Source organism: Nocardioides oleivorans, from assembly GCF_004137255.1.
Taxonomy (GTDB): domain Bacteria; phylum Actinomycetota; class Actinomycetes; order Propionibacteriales; family Nocardioidaceae; genus Nocardioides; species Nocardioides oleivorans.
The window spans coordinates 113,438-129,685 of the sequence record NZ_SDWT01000004.1; the positions used below are offsets into that span (position 1 = coordinate 113,438).

The window sequence follows — 16,248 nt, forward strand, 5'->3', positions numbered from 1 at the left end:
GGCGTGACGCTAGCCGATGTCGCGGCCCCGGTAGCGGCGCTCCGCCGTGACGACGAGCAGCGTGGCGAGCAGCGCCATGGTGACCTCGGGTGCCCAGGTGAAGGCCTCGGCCGGGTACTTCGGGACGTGGTGGAACGGCGAGACGCCCAGCAGCCACCCGGGCAGGTCGAGCGAGGCGCCGACCTGGCCCAGCGTCACGCACGCCGCCAGCACCGCCCAGCCGGCGACGGCCCAGCGGCTGCGCACCGACAGCAGGAGCAGGGCGACGCCGAGGACGACCCAGACCGCAGGAGCCTGGGCGAGCGCCGCGCCGACGGGTGCGAGGCCATCGCCGCGGCCGAGCGCGGTGGCGGCGCCCGACACCACCAGCAGCCAGGTGCTGCCGACCAGCGACGCGCTGGCAACGGCCACCAGCACGGCCGCACGCGAGGTCGCGGTGGCCAGCACCGTCTCGGTGCGGCCGTCGTGCTCGTCCCCCGCTGCGCGGGTCACCGCGGAGATGCCGAAGCAGGCGATCACGACGGCGACGATCGAGGCAAGCGCGACGACCAGCGAGTCCTGCAGCGCACCGACCCCGCCCATCGACTCGATGATCGGTCGCGTCGAGTCCTGGTCGAGCAGGTCGCCGATGCTGGGCACGATCGACCCCATCAGGACCCCGATGGCGGCGATGCCGACCGTCCACCCGCCGAGCGCGGTGCCCTGCTGGCGCCACACCAGCGCCATGGCGTCACGCAGCCGCGCGGAGCCCCGGGCCGGTCCGGCCCGGTCGGCGAGGATGCCGGCGCCGAGGTCGCGGCGCGCACGGAGGGCCAGCGCAGCCGCGGTCAACGCGAGCGCGACGACCGGGTAGCCGGCCAGCAGCCAGACCCGTGGCTCGTGCCAGGCGCTGAGCTGGGTGCCCCAGCCGAAGGGCGTCAGCCACGACAGCCACTGCGCGGTCGTGTCTCCGACCGCGCGCACCAGGTAGAGGACGCCGATCGCGCCGGACGCCACGAAGCCGACGGTGCGGGCGCTGCTGGACACCTGGGCGGCGAGCACCGCGATCCCGGCACCGACGATACCGATGCCGGTCCACGAGGCGCCGAAGAGGACCGAGCCCGCGACGGGCAGCCCGCACGCGATGTCGCCCGCGGCCGCGAGGATCCCGAGCAGCACCGACGCGAGCGCGGCCTCGACGAGCGCTGCGGCCACCTGGGCGTCCGGGCCGACGGCGGTGGCGCCGACCAGCTCGGCGCGACCGCTCTCCTCCTCGACGCGCGTGTGGCGTCGTACGACGACCACGGACATGAACGCGACGAACACGGCGTAGAGCACGGTGAGCTTCGTCATCGAGAGCTCGCCCAGGCTCGAGGTGTCGAGGACCGGGCCGTAGAGCGCGACGATCGCGGGGCTGGCGTTGAGTGCCTCGGCGGCGGCGACCTGGGCCGCCTCCGTGTCGTAGAGCGGGCCGGTCGCGGCGGCACTGGCGACCACCATCGCAGTGAGGAGCAGGATCCAGGCGGGCAGGAGCACCCGGTCGCGCCGCAGGGCGAACCGCAGCAGCAGTCCGGTGCCCCGCAGGCGCTGCCTCACGACGTGCCCCGGTAGGCGTCGAGGAAGAGCTCCTCGAGGGTCGGCGGGGTGCTGGTCAGCGCGATCACACCGGCACCGTCGATCGCCCTCAGCAGGAGCGGGAGGCCGGCGGGGTCGACGGAGGCGGTGACGACCCGGCCGTCGACCTCGACGTCGTGGACGCCCTCGAGCCCGGCCAGGTCGGGGACCGGGCCCGACACCTCTGCTCGCACGCGGTTGCGTCGCAGGTGCCGGAGGTCGGCGAGGGTGCCGGACTCGACCGCACGGCCGTTGCGGATGATCGTGACCCGGTCGGCGAGGCGCTCGACCTCGCTGAGGATGTGGCTCGACAGCAGCACGGTGGTGCCCTCGGCCTTGTGCTCGGCCAGGCACTCGTTGAAGACCTGCTCCATCAACGGGTCGAGGCCGGACGTGGGCTCGTCGAGGACGAGCAGGTCGGTCGGTGCGGCGAACGCCGCCACCAGCGCCACCTTCTGCCGGTTGCCCTTGCTGTAGGCCCGACCCTTCTTCGTCGGGTCGAGCTCGAAGCGCTCGAGCAGCTCGTCGCGCCGGGTGGCGCGCGGGTCGAGGCCACGCATCCGCAGCAGCAGGTCGATCGTCTCGCCGCCCGACAGGTTCGGCCACACGCTGACGTCCCCGGGGACGTAGGCCAGTCGTCGGTGGATGTCCGTCGAGTCACGCCACGGGTCGAGCCCGAACACCGCGGCCGTCCCGCTCGTGATGCGCAGCAGGCCGAGCAGCACGCGGATCGTGGTCGACTTGCCGGCACCGTTGGGCCCGAGGAAGCCGTGCACCTCCCCCGCCGCCACCTCGAGGTCGAGGCCGTCGAGCGCGCGCGCCGCGCCGTACTCCTTGACGAGGCCGCGCACCTCGATCGCGTTGCTCACGGCTCCCAAGTTACGCCCGGGTGCCGGACCGCCGACGTGGTGGGAACCGGCGGTTCGCACCGGGATCCTCACGACGTCAGGCGTTGACGACGTCCACCCGGATGGCCTGCGTGTCGACGATGGCCCGGTCGAGCACCGCCCGCCGCGGGTCCGGGACCGCGAGCCACGGCTCGACGACCGAGACGTGCGCGAGGCGGGTGTCGGCGAGCACCGCGTCGACGGCCGCGTGGTCGCCGCCGGTGGAGACGATGCGTACGCCGGCCAGGATCCGCGCGGCGTGGTCGGCAGCGGCCTCGTAGGCCTGGCGCGCCTGGTTGTCCCTGCGTCGGGCGAAACGTTGCTGGCTCTGGCCACCGGCCTTGGTGCGACCCTGCACGTGGCGCTGCCCGATCTTGTGCTCGACGAGGTCGGTGCCACCGAGCCGGGCGACCGCGAAGCCCCCCTTGCGGACCAGCAGCACGCCCCACCGGTCCGGTGCCACGGCGGCCGTCGCGAAGGCACCCGGGTCAGCCGGGCCGTCGTACGCCGTCCCGAACGGCAGGCGCGCCGCGAAGCGCGAGCCGTCCGCCGCCGTCCCGCTGAGCCCACCCTCGACGACGGCGAGGGTCGACCCGTCGTGGCCGGAGGAGAAGTTGTCGACCCACTTCTCCCACCGGGCGGCGGGGACGAGGACGGCAGGCACGAAACAGCTCGAGGTCAGAGGAAGTCGAGCGGGTCGAACTCGTCGATCGGGATGACGCGCGTGCGCGGCAGGGCGGAGTTGAAGGCGCCGAGGTCGTACTCGAGGTCGAAGATCCGCACGCCGGGCAGGCTGCGGAACTGCGCGTTGACGAACTCGGTGAAGCCGATGATGCCGACCTGGCGGCTGCCGTCGGCCAGTGCGGAGACCTGGTCGACGAAGTCGCCGTCGTGGCTGACCAGCACGACGTCGGCCTCGCGGTCGACCAACGCCTCGGCCGTGCGCTGGATGGCGATGTCGACGATCTTGCCCTCACCGCTCAGCGGGATCGGCTTGAAGCCGATCGCCAGCAGGGCCTGGACGAAGCTGGTCGGGAGCTCGGTCGTGGCGGCGAGGAAGAACAGGCCGGTGACGTCCTGGTCGAAGGCCCGCTCGGCCCACTCGAGGAGACGGTCCCACCGGGGCCGCTCCTCGGGCCGGGGGCGCCGGCCGAGGATCGAGGTGCCCAGGGTCGCGTCGATGTTCTCCCCGTCGACGAGGAGGTAGGTCATCCGCTCGGCCATGCGAGGACTCTCCCACACCCCCGTCCGTGGCACGGGCCGGACCTCAGGGCTGGTAGACGACCTTGAACGACTCGACGACCTCGTCGCCGGAGACCGCGACGTCGGTCACCTCGAGCAGCGCACGCGGAGCCCCGGAGCCGTCGCACAGGATCGAGAGCACGCCGGTCTCGGGCAGCTCGTCGCCGTAGTCGGCGACCGTGGCGGTCGTGCTGCCCTTCTCGTCGTCCAGGACGTGCTCGACGAAGGCGTCGGACTCCTCGGCCGAGTCACCGAACGCCCAGGCCGGAGGCGGCACGGACTCCAGCGTCGTCGGGCCGAAGTAGGTCGGCGCCGCGTTGAGCTTGGCGTGGTAGCGGGCGAGGTCCCAGAAGACGCGCAGCTCCTCGTGGTCGAACTCGACGTCGTTGATCTCGACGGTGCTGGGATCGACGTCGGGTTCCATGGCTGGACCCTAGCCTCCGCTGCCCAACGCGCCCGGCCCCGCAGGCTCAGGCGATCCCAGCGACGTACGCCGCGAAGTCCCGCGCCGCGTCGAGCGAGCCGGGCCGCGGAGGGGCGTCCGGGTCCCAGCCCAGCTCCCGGTCGGCGAGCACCTGCTGCAGCAGCGGGCGCCACCGCGGGTCGGCGTGCATCATCGCCCAGCGCAGGGCGTCGCGCTTGCTGGCCACCTCGGCGGTGCGGACGGTGTAGAGGCTGCGACTGGCCTGGATGACGAGGTAGCGCTGGCACCACGCGATCGTCGGTGGGCACCAGCCGTGGACGTCGTCGGCGAGGGTGTCGAGGCCGGCCCGGGCAGCGTCACGCAGGACGTCCTCGGGCACCGGGTCCAGCAGCTCCACCGGGCACGGGCCCGCGAGCGTGATGCCGTGCTCGCGGAGGATCCAGCGGGTCCACGCCTGGTTGCAGTGCGTCGACCACGCCATCTCGTCCGCCCCGTGGTCGACGTAGAGCCACTCGCGGCCAAGGCCCTCGGTGGTGCGCAGGTCGGCGGCGACGGCGTAGGACCCCTCGAGGTGCCGGTTCCAGGCCCCGTCCCGGTGCGGGAGGTCGTGGTGCAGCGCACGCAACGCAGCCTCCTGCCCGGGATCGGGTCGGTGGCGCACGACGACGAGGAAGTCGCAGTCGCTGTGGAGGTCTCCCGCGCCGAGGGCGAAGGATCCCTGGAGGTAGGCGCCGACGAACGCGTCACCCAACGCCGCCTGCGCCTCGGTGACGAGGTCGTGCAGCACGCCGTTGAGCTCGGCGAAACGCGTCGGGTGGGGGTTCAGCACGGATGGAGTGTGCGCCCTCACGCAGGGCCGTGCCACGCAATATCGCGGGTCACGCCTGACGGTCGGGCTTGCCGAAGCGGCCGGACGCGATCCATGCCAGCGCGACGACGAGCGCACCGATGACGGCGTAGCCGCTCCGGCCGTCCTCGGGGATGACCACGAAGCCCACCCCGTAGAACATCGTGATGGCCAGGGCGATGAAGGAGAGCGTGCGTCGGTTCATGCCTCGAGCGTCGCGTCCGGGCACGCGAGACGCGCATGCCACCTCTCACCCTTCCGTCATGACATCGGTCATGCCGGCCGGGCCGGCGTCACCTCAGACGTTGAAGCCGAGGGCGCGCAGCTGCTCGCGGCCGTCCTCGGTGATCTTGTCGGGGCCCCACGGCGGCATCCAGACCCAGTTGATCGCGACGTCCCCGACCAGTCCCTCGAGGGCGGACACCGTCTGGTCGGTGATCACGTCGGTCAACGGGCACGCCGCCGACGTGAGCGTCATGTCGAGCACGGCGTTGCTGTGCTCGTCGAGGTGCACGCCGTAGACCAGGCCGAGGTCGACGACGTTGATCCCGAGCTCGGGGTCGACGACGTCCTTCATCGCCTCGGTGACCTCGTCGACGGTGACCGTCGAGACGGCTCCGCCGGCCTCCGGGACGTCGGGCAGGTCGCTGTGGTCGATCTCGCTCATCAAGAGGCTCCTTCGGTCTGGGCCTGGGTGGTCGCGTCCTTCCACGCCATCCAGGAGAGCAACGCGCACTTCACGCGCGCGGGGAACTTGGCGACACCGGCGAACGCGATGCCGTCCTCGAGGACGTCCTCGTCGGGCTGGACCTGCCCCTTGCCCTGCATGAGCTCGAGGAAGGACTGGTGGATCTCCATCGCCTCGCCGACCGGCTTGCCGATCACGAGGTCGGTCAGCACCGAGGCCGACGCCTGGGAGATGGAGCAGCCCACGGAGTCGTAGGACACGTCCTGCACGACCCCGTCCGTGAGGTGCACGCGGAGCGTGACCTCGTCGCCACACGTCGGGTTGACGTGGTGCACCTCGGACTCGAAGGGATCGCGCAGGCCCTTGTGGTGCGGGTTCTTGTAGTGGTCCAGGATGATCTCCTGGTAGAGCGCGTCGAGGTCGGTGCTCATCGGTCCACCTTGAAGTAGCTGCGGGTGTGGTGCAGCGCCTCGACCAGCGCGTCGATCTCCGCAGGCGTCGTGTAGAGGTAGGACGACATCCGGGTCGAGCTCTGCACCCCGAAGCGCGCGTGCGCCGGCTTGGCGCAGTGGTGCCCGGCCCGGACGGCGACGCCGCGCGAGTCGAGGACCTGGGCGATGTCGTGCGGGTGCACGCCGTCGAGCTCGAAGGAGATCGCGCCGCCGCGCTGGGCCGCGTCGAGCGGGCCGAGCACGGTCACGCCGGGCACGGTCTGCAGGCCCTCGAGGGCGTACGCCGTGATCGCCTGCTCGTGCGCGTGGATCGCGTCGAGCCCGATGTGGCCGAGGTAGTCGACGGCGCAGCCGAGGCCGATCGCCTCGACGATCGGCGGGGTGCCCGCCTCGAAGCGGTGCGGCGCGAGGGCGTACGTCGACCGCGCCATGGTCACGGTCTCGATCATCTCGCCGCCACCGTGGAAGGGCGGCAGCTCGTTGAGGAGCTCCTCGCGGCCCCACAGCACGCCGATGCCCGTCGGGCCGCAGACCTTGTGGCCGGTGAAGACCAGGAAGTCGCACCCGACCGCCTGGACGTCGACCGGCAGCTGGGGCGCGGCCTGCGAGGCGTCGACGACGGAGACCGCGCCGAGGGCCCGCGCCCGGGCGGCCAGGTCGGCGACCGGGTTGATCGTGCCGAGCATGTTGGAGACCCACGTGAACGCGACGACCTTGGTGTGCTCGTCGACGAGCTGGTCGGCGTTCGAGAGGTCGAGCTGCCCGTCGTCGGTCAGGCCGAACCACCGCAGCTCGGCGCCGGAGCGCTCGCAGGCGAGCTGCCACGACACGATGTTGGAGTGGTGCTCCATCTCGGTGATCACGACGTTGTCGCCGGGACCGAGGTCGATCGTGCGGGCCAGCAGGTTCAGCGCCTCGGTGGCGTTCTTGGTGAAGACCACCTCGTTGCGCGAGGGCGCGTTGAGGAAGGCCGCGACCTTGTCACGCGCCGACTCGTAGGCCTCGGTCGACTCGGCGCCGAGCTGGTGCATGGCGCGCGCGATGTTGGCGTTGTGCCGCTCGAGCTGGTCGACCATCGTGTCGATGACGACCTGGGGCTTCTGCGAGGTGTTGGCGCTGTCGAGGTAGACCAGCGGAGCTCCGCCCGCGAGCGTGCGCTCGAGGATCGGGAAGTCCTTGCGGATCACGTCGAGATCCGGAAGCAGTCCTTCCATCGTGGTCTCCCTTCGGTGTGCAGGCGGTGCTGGACGGTGTGCGGACAGGGCGTGTGGCTCAGGCGTGGGCGGGCTTCGTCAGGAAGCGGTCGTAGCCGTTGGCCTCGAGCTCCTCGGCGAGGTCCTTCGAGCCGGACTCGGCGACCTTGCCGTCGACGAAGACGTGGACGAAGTCGGGCTCGATGTAGCGCAGGATGCGGGTGTAGTGGGTGATCAGCAGGACACCCTTGCCCTCGCGGGCGCGGAAGCGGTTGACGCCCTCGGAGACGACCTTGAGCGCGTCGATGTCGAGGCCGGAGTCGGTCTCGTCGAGCACGGCGACCTTGGGGTCGAGCAGCTCGAGCTGGGCGATCTCGTGGCGCTTCTTCTCCCCGCCGGAGAAGCCCTCGTTGACGCTGCGCGTGCCGAAGGTCGGGTCGAGGTTGAGCTGCTCCAGGGCGGCGTTGACGTCCTTGACCCACGTGCGCAGCTTGGGGGCCTCGCCGTCGATCGCGGTCTTGGCCGTGCGCAGGAAGTTCGACACCGAGACGCCGGGGACCTCGACGGGGTACTGCATGGCGAGGAACAGGCCGGCGCGGGCGCGCTCGTCGACGCTGAGGGCGAGGACGTCCTGGCCGTCGAGGGTCACCGAGCCGCCGGTGATCGTGTACTTGGGGTGGCCGGCGATCGAGTAGGCGAGCGTCGACTTGCCGGAGCCGTTGGGGCCCATGATGGCGTGCGTCTCACCGTCGTTGATGGTGAGGGTGACGCCCTTGAGGATCTCCTTGGGGCCGTCCTCGGTCTCGACGGTGACGTGCAGGTCGGTGATGACGAGCTTGCTCATGCGGGGGTGACTCCGTTCAGGGTGGTCTCGGTGTCGACGTACACGTCACTCGTGCCGTCGGGGTTGGCGCGCACTTCGACGCCGAAGGTGGCGACGGGCTGGGTCGCCGGGAGGTTGGTGGGCTTGCCGGTGCGCAGGTCGAACATCGACCCGTGCAGCCAGCACTCGATCTGGCACTCGGCGACCTCGCCCTCGCTGAGCGCGACCGCAGCGTGGCTGCACTCGTTCTCGAGCGCGAAGACCTCGTCGCCGTCGCGCGCCACGACGATCTCGTAGCGACCCAGGGTCACGGCGAGCCCCTCGTCGGGCCTCACCTCGTCCAGGGCGCAGGCGCGCTCGAAGCTCATCCAGCGATCTCCTTCAGCACGTTCTTGGCGAGCTCGGCCTCGACCGTGGTCAGCAGCCGGTCCTCGATGGAGGGCACGCCGACCTTGCGGATGAGGTCGTTGAAGAAGCCGTGCACGACCAGGCGCTGGGCCTCGGCCTCGGAGATGCCGCGCGACTGCAGGTAGAACAGCTGCTCGTCGTCGAAGCGGGCGGTCGTCGACGCGTGGCCGGCACCGGCGATCTCGCCGGTCTCGATCTCGAGGTTCGGGACCGAGTCGGCGCGACAGCCGTCGGTGAGCACGAGGTTGCGGTTCTCCTCGTAGGTCTCGATGCCCTCGGCGACCTTGCGGATCAGCACGTTGCCGATCCAGACCGTGTGGGCGCCCTCGCCCTGCAGCGCACCCTTGTAGACCACGTGGCTCTTGGTCTGCGGGGCGTTGTGGTCGGCGAAGAGGCGGTGCTCGATGTGCTGGCCGGCGTCGGCGAAGTAGAGGCCGAGCAGCTCGGCGGAGCCGCCGGGGCCGTCGTAGGTGACGTTGGCGTCCATGCGCACCACGTCGCCGCCGAAGGAGATCGCGGCGTGCTTGTAGGAGGCGTCGCGCCCGACCCGCGCCTGGTGGTGCGCGAGGTGGACGGCGTCGTCGGCCCAGTCCTGGATCGACACGACGGTGACGTCGGCGCCGTCACCGACGGCGATCTCGACGACCGCCGCGATCGAGGAGGAACCCTCGTGGTTGAGGACCACGATCGCCTTGCTGTGCGCACCGAAGCGCATGGCCACGTGACCGGCCTCGGTGTTCGTGGCGTCCTCGCCCTTGAGCGAGATCACGATGGGCTCGGCGACCTCCAGGTCGGCCGGCACGTCCACGAGCAGGGACGACGGGACCTCGGCCATCACGCGTGCGGCGAACCGGGTGTTGGGCATCCAGCCGGCGAGGCCGCGCATCCACGGCTCGGCCGCGACGTCGACCCCCTCGACGCGGACGCCCTCGGGCGCGGTCCAGGTGCACGAGGTCGTGCTCCGGTTGAACGGCGCGTCGCCGTGCAGGCCCCGCAGTCGCTTGAGCGGGGTGAAGCGCCAGATCTCCTCGCGCCCGGTGGGCACGGGGTGGTCGGCGACGTCGAAGGAGCCCACCGGGTTGAGGTGGCTCTCGACCTTGCCCTGCTCCAGGGCAGAGCGGACGGATTCGGTGACGGTCAAGGATCTTCTCTCTACGTTCGTACGTCGGTCGGGCGGGCGGCCGGGATCAGCCGACGGCGCCTTCCATCTGCAGCTCGATGAGCCGGTTCAGCTCGAGGGCGTACTCCATCGGGAGCTCCTTCGCGATCGGCTCGACGAAGCCGCGCACGATCATCGCCATCGCCTCGTCCTGCTCCATGCCGCGCGACATGAGGTAGAAGAGCTGGTCGTCGGAGACCTTCGAGACCGAGGCCTCGTGGCCCATCGACACGTCGTCCTCGCGGATGTCGACGTAGGGGTAGGTGTCCGAGCGCGAGATCTGGTCGACCAGGAGCGCGTCGCACAGCACGTTGGACTTCGAGCCGTGCGCACCCTCGTTGACCTGGATCAGCCCGCGGTACGACGTACGGCCACCGCCGCGCGCGACCGACTTGCTCAGGATCGACGACGAGGTGTACGGCGCGGCGTGCACCATCTTGGCGCCGGCGTCCTGGTGCTGGCCCTCGCCGGCGAACGCGATCGACAGGGTCTCGCCCTTGGCGTGCTCGCCCATGAGGTAGATGGCGGGGTACTTCATGGTGACCTTGGAGCCGATGTTGCCGTCGACCCACTCCATCGTCGCGCCGGCCTCGCAGGTCGCGCGCTTGGTGACGAGGTTGTAGACGTTGTTGGACCAGTTCTGGATCGTCGTGTAGCGGACGCGGGCGCCCTTCTTCACGATGATCTCGACCACGGCGGAGTGCAGGGAGTCCGAGGAGTAGATCGGCGCCGTGCATCCCTCGACGTAGTGCACGTAGGAGTCCTCGTCGGCGATGATCAGCGTCCGCTCGAACTGACCCATGTTCTCGGTGTTGATCCGGAAGTAGGCCTGCAGCGGGATGTCGACGTGGACGCCCTTGGGGACGTAGATGAACGAGCCGCCCGACCACACCGAGGTGTTGAGCGCGGAGAACTTGTTGTCGCCGACCGGGATGACGGTGCCGAAGTACTCCTTGAAGAGGTCCTCGTGCTCCTTCAGCGCGGTGTCGGTGTCGACGAAGATGACGCCCTTCTCCTCGAGGTCCTCGCGGATCGAGTGGTAGACGACCTCGGACTCGTACTGCGCGGCGACGCCGGCGACGAGGCGCTGCTTCTCCGCCTCGGGGATGCCGAGCTTGTCGTAGGTGTTCTTGATGTCCTCGGGCAGGTCCTCCCACGAGGCAGCCTGCTTCTCGCTGGAGCGCACGAAGTACTTGATGTTGTCGAAGTCGATCGTCGACAGGTCCGAGCCCCAGGTCGGCATGGGCTTGCGGTGGAAGAGCTTCAGGCCCTTGAGGCGCAGGTCGAGCATCCACTGCGGCTCGGACTTCTTGCCGGAGATGTCTCGCACGACGTCCTCGTTGAGGCCGCGCGTCGCGGTGGCGCCAGCGTCGTCGGAGTCGGACCAGCCGAACTCGTAGTTGCCGATGCCCTTGAGCGACGGGTTGAGTTCTTCGATGGAGGTCATGCCTTCTCCTTCTTCGGGGTCTGGGGGATGCACGTGGTGCAGACGCCATCGCCGTGGGCGATGGTCGCGAGTCGTTGGACGTGGGTGCCGAGCACGGTGGCGATCGCCTCGGTCTCGGCCTCGCACAGCTGCGGGAACTCGTGGGCGACGTGGGAGACCGGGCAGTGCTGCTGGCACAGCTGCTCCCCGACGCTCTGCCCGTTCGCTGCCGGCAGGTCGCGCACCGAGGCCGCGTAGCCGTTCTGGGTGAAGACCTTCGCCAGTGCCTCGGCCGGGGTCAGGTCGGGGTCGAGGGCCATCACGGCGGCGTAGTCGCGCTCGACGAACGCGACGCGGCGGCGGGCGAACTCGACCACCGCCTCCTCGCCCTGCGTCTCGGCCAGGAACCGCATCGCCTGGACGGCCAGGTCGTCGTACTGCTGGTCGAAGCTGTCGCGACCGGACTCGGTCAGGGCGAAGACCTTCGCGGGGCGGCCGCGACCGCGGGCGCCGTAGACCTTCTGCTCGCGCGACTCCACGACGCCCTCGAGCGTGAGGTGGTCGAGGTGGCGGCGTACGGCGGCCGGCGTGAGGTCGAGACAGCCGGCCAGGTCGGCGGCCGTGGAGGGTCCGTTCTCCAGGATCGTGCGGGCCACACGCTCGCGCGTGGGCGCGTCTCCGTCAGGAGTCGCGGCCGCCCTGGTGAATTCCACAACGACAGTGTGACGTTATTGCAGTTCACGCTTCAAGCAAGGCAAACCTAAGTGACCCCGGCCACGGCGCTGCGAGAGGCCCCGCGTGACCAGCGTCTCGTCGACACCGCGGCCGAACCGCAGCAGGCCCCTCCCTAGACTGGTCCGTGTGCCACCACCCTCCCCCGCTGTCGAGATCGACGGCCTGGTGATGGCGTACGGCGACAAGGTCGCCGTCGACGGTCTCAGCCTCGAGGTGGCGCGCGGGTCGGTCACCGCCGTCCTCGGCCCCAACGGTGCCGGCAAGACCACCACGCTGGAGACCTGCGAGGGCTACCGCGTGCCGCAGCGGGGCACTGTCCGCGTGCTCGGACTCGACCCGCAGAAGGACCGTGCCGACCTCCTGCCCCGGATCGGTGTGATGCTGCAGTCCGGCGGTGCGTGGAGCGGCGTGCGCGCCGCCGAGATGCTCGACCACATGGCCTCCCTGCACGCCCGACCGCTCGACACGGCGATGCTGAGCGACCGCCTCGGGCTCGCCGACTGCGGACGCACGCCCTACCGCCGGCTGTCGGGTGGGCAGAAGCAGCGGCTCGGCCTGGCCATCGCGCTCGTCGGGCGACCGGAGCTGGTCTTCGTCGACGAGCCGACCGCCGGCATGGACCCGCAGGCACGGCGCACGACCTGGGAGCTGCTGGAGGAGATCCGCGCCGACGGGGTCACCGTCGTGCTCACCACCCACCACATGGACGAGGCCGAGCACCTCGCCGACCGGATCCACATCATCGACCGCGGCCGCGTGATCGTCAGCGGAACTCCTGCCGAGCTCACCCGGGACGGCCGCTCGGCCACCATCCGCCTCGTCGTCAACCGGCCGTTCCCCGAGGGCGCGCCCGAGTCCCTGCGCGCCGACCTCGGTGCCGGCGCCGAGGTCCGCCAGCTCGACGAGGTCAGCATGCTGATCCACGGCCCGGCCGACTCCGCCACGCTCGGGCTGGTCTCGCGGTGGTGCGAGCTGCACGACGTGCTGCCCCAGACCCTGAACCTCGGCCAGCGCACCCTCGAGGACGTCTTCCTCGAGCTCACCGGGCGGGAGCTGGCCTCATGAGCGCCGGGACCTTCGCACCGGCACCGGCAGGAGCATCGACGGCCCGGATGGTGCTCGCGCAGTCGCGCATGGAGGCGCGGCTGATGCTGCGCAACGGCGAGCAGCTGCTGCTCGCGATCGTGATCCCCGTGATCGTGCTGGTCGGCGGCGTGGTCGGCGCGGACCGCATCGGCATCGACCTCGACGGCCACCGGGCGGTCGACATCCTCAGCCCCGGGGTGCTGGCGCTCGCGGTCATGTCGACGTCGTTCACGTCGGTCGCGATCGCCACGGGCTTCGAGCGCCGCTACGGCGTGATCAAGCTGCTCGGGTCCTCGCCCCTGCCGCGCAGCGGGCTCCTGATGGGCAAGGTCCTCGCCCTCCTCAACGTCGTCGCCCTCCAGCTCGTGGTCCTCGTCGTGGCGGGCCTCGCCCTCGGCTGGGAGCCGAGCCTCACCCACCCGCCGCGATCCGTGGCCGGGCTGGTCCTCGCCGTCGCCCTCGGCACGGCGGCGTTCGCGGCCCTCGGCCTGTTCGTCGCAGGTGTGCTGCGGGCCGAGGCCACACTGGCCCTGGCCAACCTCGTCTACCTCCTGCTGATGGCAGGGGGCGGCGTCGTGCTCCCGACCACCACCTACGGTGGCGCGTCGTCGGTCATCGAGTGGCTGCCCTCCGGAGCCCTGGGCGAGGCGATGCGCGCCGCACTCGTGGACGCCACGATCGACGGGCGTTCGCTCCTCGTGCTGGCGCTCTGGGCCGTCGCCGGCACCGTCCTCACCGCCCGGACCTTCAAGTGGGAATGATGAACACGCTGCTCTCCCGGCTCGCGCCGTACCTCTGGCCCCTCGCCGTGGCGAACCTCGTCGCGAACATCGGCATCGTCGTCACCGGCGGTGCCGTCCGGCTCACCGGCTCCGGCCTCGGCTGCCCGACCTGGCCGCGCTGCACCGACGAGTCCTACGTCCCGCACGGCGAGCTCGGGGTCCACGGAGCCATCGAGTTCGGCAACCGGATGCTCACCTTCGCCCTCACCGCAGTGGCGATCGCCTGCTTCCTCGCCGCGCTGGGCGCCGGCCATCGCCGGGCCACCCGCCTCTCGCTCGTCGTCGGCCTCGGCATCCCGCTGCAGGCGGTCATCGGCGGCATCACCGTGCTCACCGACCTGAACCCGTGGATCGTCTCGGGCCACTTCCTGCTGTCGATGGCGATGGTCATGGTCTGCGTGGGCCTGCTCGACGAGCTCCGGAGCCCCGATCGCGAGGCGGCGCCCCGGGTGCCCCGCGTCCTGGCCTGGGCGACGCTGGTCGCCGGCTGGGTCGTGCTCTACCTCGGCACCGTGGTGACCGGCGCCGGACCGCACGCGGGCGACACCGAGTCACCGCGCAACGGGCTGGACCCCTCCACCGTGTCCCACCTGCACGCGTACGCCGTCTACGCGCTGGTGGCGCTGACGATCGCGCTGCTGGTCGTGGCGCTGCGCGGCGGCCACCGGTGGCTGGCGACCGTCGCCTCGCTGGTGCTGGTCATCGAGCTGCTGCAGGGCGTGCTCGGGTGGGTGCAGTACAGCCTGGACCTGCCGGTCACCCTCGTCGCGCTGCACATGCTCGGCGCCGGGCTGCTCGCGGCCGGACTGGCGCGGATCGCGCTCGCCGTCCTGCCGCACCACGCGGCGAACGAACCCACGCCGGGAGGCGAGCCGCAGCCCCACGCTGCGACCCGCCTGCCCTGAGGCTCCCTCCCAAGGGACCTCTGTCCAGATGGCACCCGCCGGGGTGTCAGCGCCCGATCTTGCGGGCGAAGACCACCGTACGGCGGGAGTAGTCGTCGGCCTTGCAGGCGACCAGCACGATGCGTGCCGGGCCGTGGACCGAGTAGAGCGAGCCCATCCGGCGCGAGGCCGACCAGAACTCGCGCTTGGTGACCTCGAAGCGGCAGCCCGCCACGCGGACCACGTCGCCGCGGCGCAGCTGACCCCAACGATCCGCGACGCCGTTGCCGGCACGCCAGGCGTGTCCGGCGTAGACCGTGCTGCCGGTCGGGTCGCAGGGCGGGTCGCCCTGGGACCAGGTGTAGACCGCGCCGCGCAGCTGGTGACCGACGGCGAGCGTGTCGTTGCGGGCGGGGACCTTGATGATCCTGGCGTCCGTGCCGGTCGCGGCGATGCGCAGCCGGTCAGGGGCGGCGGCCGCGTGGGCCACCGCACCCTGACCGATCACGAGCGGTGCGCAGACCGTGAGGACCACGGCCAGCCGCGCCAGGATCGAGCGAAGGCTCACCCGCCGGTCGCGGGTGCGACCTGAGGAGCCTGGGCGCACGCCTTGGTCGTGAACGTCATCTTCCAGGTCTGCTGACCCTTGAGGCGGAAGCCCTGGTCGGCCGCGATCGCCTTGATCGTGACGGTGCGGGACTTCGCCTTGATCCAGACGCCCTTCTGGACGATCTTGCCGTTGGCCTTGTAGATGACGCCGGCACGCTTGACGACCTTGAACAGGTCACTGCGGGTGCCGCACTTGTCGATCTTCTTCGCCGCGGCCTGCACCACGCGCACCTGCGCGGGAAGGACCTCCGGCGGCGTCTGCACCACCGGCGGGGTGATGACCGGCGGCTGCTCGGTCGGCGGAGTCGTCGTGGGCGGCGTGCTCGGGCACGGCACGTTGCTGTCCACGAGGACCGGCAGGGTGAAGGACGTCGTGCCACCGGTGAACTGGTAGCCCGGGGTGGCGGTGACCGTCAGGCTGCCGTCCGGGTTGACGACCGAGGTCCACGGGCCCGAGGGGACCGTGCCGTAGTGGGCGTTGCCCGGGCCGCAGTCGTCGACGACCGGCACGGCCGGCTTCTCGACGGTGGTCACGTTGCACGCGTCGGAGAACTTCGCGACGTCGATGCTGCCGGTGTTGGTGGCCGTCTGGCCGTTGGTCCACTTGCCGCTGAGCGTCAGGGCCACCGCCGAGGTGGGCTTGGTCGTGATGGTCTCGGTGAAGTTCCTGGTCTGGCGGTTGGTCAGCTGCGAGCCGACCGGCACCGCGTTCGTCCGGTTGGACGCCGTGATGGTCTCGGTCAACGTCTCGCTGTTGACGACGCTCCAGGTGACGGCCCAGCCGCCACCGGTCTTGCAGATCACCGATCCGGTGATCGTGTTGTGGTGCGCGCTTGCTGCACCAGCGATGCCGACGACGGCGAAGCCGACGGCCAGGACGAGGGTCAGGACCCTCGACACCGTTCGCGGTAGCAAGGCCGCGTTCCCCTCGGCCGTCCCCACGGCCACTCCCACGCGTGCTGAATCCATGTCGTGCACTACCCCCAAAAAAGGTTTCCCTGTGTCGGGGC

Annotated in this window: 20 protein-coding genes; 3 read left to right on the plus strand and 17 right to left on the minus strand. The window is 70.9% G+C overall.

Translation table 11 applies throughout. The features are described 5' to 3' along the window. Positions 1-9: 9 nt before the first annotated feature. From EUA93_RS20320 to EUA93_RS20385, 15 genes are all read right to left on the minus strand, one after another. Positions 10-1,575 (minus strand): ABC transporter permease, encoded by a 1,566-nt coding sequence (locus EUA93_RS20320; protein ID WP_207208877.1) that lies wholly within the window; start codon positions 1,573-1,575, stop codon positions 10-12. Continuing rightward, entirely contained in the window at positions 1,572-2,462 is an 891-nt protein-coding gene (locus tag EUA93_RS20325; protein ID WP_129402163.1) for an ABC transporter ATP-binding protein, read from the minus strand. The genes EUA93_RS20320 and EUA93_RS20325 overlap by 4 nt, the downstream gene beginning before the upstream one ends. 76 nt (positions 2,463-2,538) lie before the next feature. Then, complete coding sequence (locus EUA93_RS20330) at positions 2,539-3,144, minus strand: acVLRF1 family peptidyl-tRNA hydrolase (protein ID WP_129402164.1); 606 nt, start codon at positions 3,142-3,144, stop codon at positions 2,539-2,541. Between the two features lie 14 nt (positions 3,145-3,158). Continuing rightward, on the minus strand, positions 3,159-3,704 hold the full coding sequence (locus EUA93_RS20335; RefSeq protein WP_129402165.1) for an NYN domain-containing protein: 546 nt from the start codon (positions 3,702-3,704) through the stop codon (positions 3,159-3,161). Between the two features lie 43 nt (positions 3,705-3,747). Continuing rightward, the gene (locus EUA93_RS20340; protein ID WP_129402166.1) at positions 3,748-4,146 is read right to left on the minus strand and encodes an ASCH domain-containing protein; all 399 of its coding nucleotides are present in this window, start codon (positions 4,144-4,146) and stop codon (positions 3,748-3,750) included. A gap of 46 nt (positions 4,147-4,192) precedes the next feature. Next, positions 4,193-4,975: an aminoglycoside adenylyltransferase domain-containing protein gene (locus EUA93_RS20345; RefSeq protein ID WP_207208878.1), complete on the minus strand. Its 783-nt coding sequence runs from the start codon at positions 4,973-4,975 to the stop codon at positions 4,193-4,195. Positions 4,976-5,024: 49 nt separating this feature from the next. Beyond that, positions 5,025-5,198: a hypothetical protein gene (locus EUA93_RS21705; RefSeq protein ID WP_165355248.1), complete on the minus strand. Its 174-nt coding sequence runs from the start codon at positions 5,196-5,198 to the stop codon at positions 5,025-5,027. 93 nt (positions 5,199-5,291) lie between these two features. Beyond that, positions 5,292-5,660, minus strand: coding sequence for a metal-sulfur cluster assembly factor (locus tag EUA93_RS20350; protein WP_129402167.1), 369 nt, complete (start codon positions 5,658-5,660; stop codon positions 5,292-5,294). Beyond that, complete coding sequence (gene sufU / locus EUA93_RS20355; RefSeq protein WP_129402168.1) at positions 5,660-6,112, minus strand: Fe-S cluster assembly sulfur transfer protein SufU; 453 nt, start codon at positions 6,110-6,112, stop codon at positions 5,660-5,662. Before sufU ends, EUA93_RS20350 begins: the two co-directional genes overlap by 1 nt. After that, positions 6,109-7,347 (minus strand): cysteine desulfurase, encoded by a 1,239-nt coding sequence (locus EUA93_RS20360; protein WP_129402169.1) that lies wholly within the window; start codon positions 7,345-7,347, stop codon positions 6,109-6,111. Before EUA93_RS20360 ends, sufU begins: the two co-directional genes overlap by 4 nt. A gap of 58 nt (positions 7,348-7,405) precedes the next feature. Then, the gene (gene sufC / locus EUA93_RS20365) at positions 7,406-8,170 is read right to left on the minus strand and encodes a Fe-S cluster assembly ATPase SufC (protein WP_129402170.1); all 765 of its coding nucleotides are present in this window, start codon (positions 8,168-8,170) and stop codon (positions 7,406-7,408) included. After that, positions 8,167-8,517 carry a non-heme iron oxygenase ferredoxin subunit gene (locus EUA93_RS20370; protein ID WP_129402171.1) on the minus strand — a complete coding sequence of 117 codons (351 nt, stop codon included), beginning with the start codon at positions 8,515-8,517 and terminating at the stop codon, positions 8,167-8,169. Before EUA93_RS20370 ends, sufC begins: the two co-directional genes overlap by 4 nt. After that, positions 8,514-9,698, minus strand: a complete 1,185-nt coding sequence (gene sufD, locus EUA93_RS20375; RefSeq protein ID WP_129402172.1) for a Fe-S cluster assembly protein SufD — start codon at positions 9,696-9,698, stop codon at positions 8,514-8,516. The genes EUA93_RS20370 and sufD overlap by 4 nt, the downstream gene beginning before the upstream one ends. Positions 9,699-9,744: 46 nt before the next feature. Beyond that, positions 9,745-11,163: a Fe-S cluster assembly protein SufB gene (gene sufB / locus EUA93_RS20380; protein WP_129402173.1), complete on the minus strand. Its 1,419-nt coding sequence runs from the start codon at positions 11,161-11,163 to the stop codon at positions 9,745-9,747. Beyond that, positions 11,160-11,855, minus strand: coding sequence for a helix-turn-helix transcriptional regulator (locus EUA93_RS20385; protein ID WP_129402174.1), 696 nt, complete (start codon positions 11,853-11,855; stop codon positions 11,160-11,162). Before EUA93_RS20385 ends, sufB begins: the two co-directional genes overlap by 4 nt. Positions 11,856-12,003: 148 nt before the next feature. On the opposite strand from EUA93_RS20385, the gene EUA93_RS20390 reads away from it, so the two are divergent. The 3 genes from EUA93_RS20390 to EUA93_RS20400 are packed head-to-tail and all read left to right on the plus strand — an operon-like array spanning position 12,004 to position 14,650. Continuing rightward, positions 12,004-12,942, plus strand: a complete 939-nt coding sequence (locus EUA93_RS20390) for an ABC transporter ATP-binding protein (protein WP_242497546.1) — start codon at positions 12,004-12,006, stop codon at positions 12,940-12,942. Continuing rightward, positions 12,939-13,724 (plus strand): ABC transporter permease, encoded by a 786-nt coding sequence (locus tag EUA93_RS20395; RefSeq protein ID WP_129402175.1) that lies wholly within the window; start codon positions 12,939-12,941, stop codon positions 13,722-13,724. Before EUA93_RS20390 ends, EUA93_RS20395 begins: the two co-directional genes overlap by 4 nt. Beyond that, complete coding sequence (locus EUA93_RS20400; RefSeq protein WP_242497547.1) at positions 13,724-14,650, plus strand: COX15/CtaA family protein; 927 nt, start codon at positions 13,724-13,726, stop codon at positions 14,648-14,650. Before EUA93_RS20395 ends, EUA93_RS20400 begins: the two co-directional genes overlap by 1 nt. A gap of 46 nt (positions 14,651-14,696) precedes the next feature. Here the strand turns inward: EUA93_RS20400 and EUA93_RS20405 are convergent, their stop codons facing one another. Both EUA93_RS20405 and EUA93_RS20410 read right to left on the minus strand, forming a co-directional pair. Further along, positions 14,697-15,197 (minus strand): class F sortase, encoded by a 501-nt coding sequence (locus EUA93_RS20405; RefSeq protein WP_129402177.1) that lies wholly within the window; start codon positions 15,195-15,197, stop codon positions 14,697-14,699. Beyond that, on the minus strand, positions 15,194-16,138 hold the full coding sequence (locus tag EUA93_RS20410; RefSeq protein WP_129402178.1) for a hypothetical protein: 945 nt from the start codon (positions 16,136-16,138) through the stop codon (positions 15,194-15,196). Before EUA93_RS20410 ends, EUA93_RS20405 begins: the two co-directional genes overlap by 4 nt. Positions 16,139-16,248: the final 110 nt, after the last annotated feature.

What these genes read in the sequence shown, in the direction of transcription:
- EUA93_RS20335 (WP_129402165.1), bottom strand. Translation starts at nt 3,704, where the DNA reads ATGGCCGAGCGGATGACCTACCTCCTCGTCGACGGGGAGAACATCGAC.
- sufU (WP_129402168.1), bottom strand. Translation starts at nt 6,112, where the DNA reads ATGAGCACCGACCTCGACGCGCTCTACCAGGAGATCATCCTGGACCAC.
- EUA93_RS20340 (WP_129402166.1), bottom strand. Translation starts at nt 4,146, where the DNA reads ATGGAACCCGACGTCGATCCCAGCACCGTCGAGATCAACGACGTCGAG.
- EUA93_RS21705 (WP_165355248.1), bottom strand. Translation starts at nt 5,198, where the DNA reads ATGAACCGACGCACGCTCTCCTTCATCGCCCTGGCCATCACGATGTTC.
- EUA93_RS20350 (WP_129402167.1), bottom strand. Translation starts at nt 5,660, where the DNA reads ATGAGCGAGATCGACCACAGCGACCTGCCCGACGTCCCGGAGGCCGGC.
- EUA93_RS20395 (WP_129402175.1), top strand. Translation starts at nt 12,939, where the DNA reads ATGAGCGCCGGGACCTTCGCACCGGCACCGGCAGGAGCATCGACGGCC.
- EUA93_RS20400 (WP_242497547.1), top strand. Translation starts at nt 13,724, where the DNA reads ATGAACACGCTGCTCTCCCGGCTCGCGCCGTACCTCTGGCCCCTCGCC.
- EUA93_RS20370 (WP_129402171.1), bottom strand. Translation starts at nt 8,517, where the DNA reads ATGAGCTTCGAGCGCGCCTGCGCCCTGGACGAGGTGAGGCCCGACGAG.
- EUA93_RS20360 (WP_129402169.1), bottom strand. Translation starts at nt 7,347, where the DNA reads ATGGAAGGACTGCTTCCGGATCTCGACGTGATCCGCAAGGACTTCCCG.
- sufC (WP_129402170.1), bottom strand. Translation starts at nt 8,170, where the DNA reads ATGAGCAAGCTCGTCATCACCGACCTGCACGTCACCGTCGAGACCGAG.
- sufB (WP_129402173.1), bottom strand. Translation starts at nt 11,163, where the DNA reads ATGACCTCCATCGAAGAACTCAACCCGTCGCTCAAGGGCATCGGCAAC.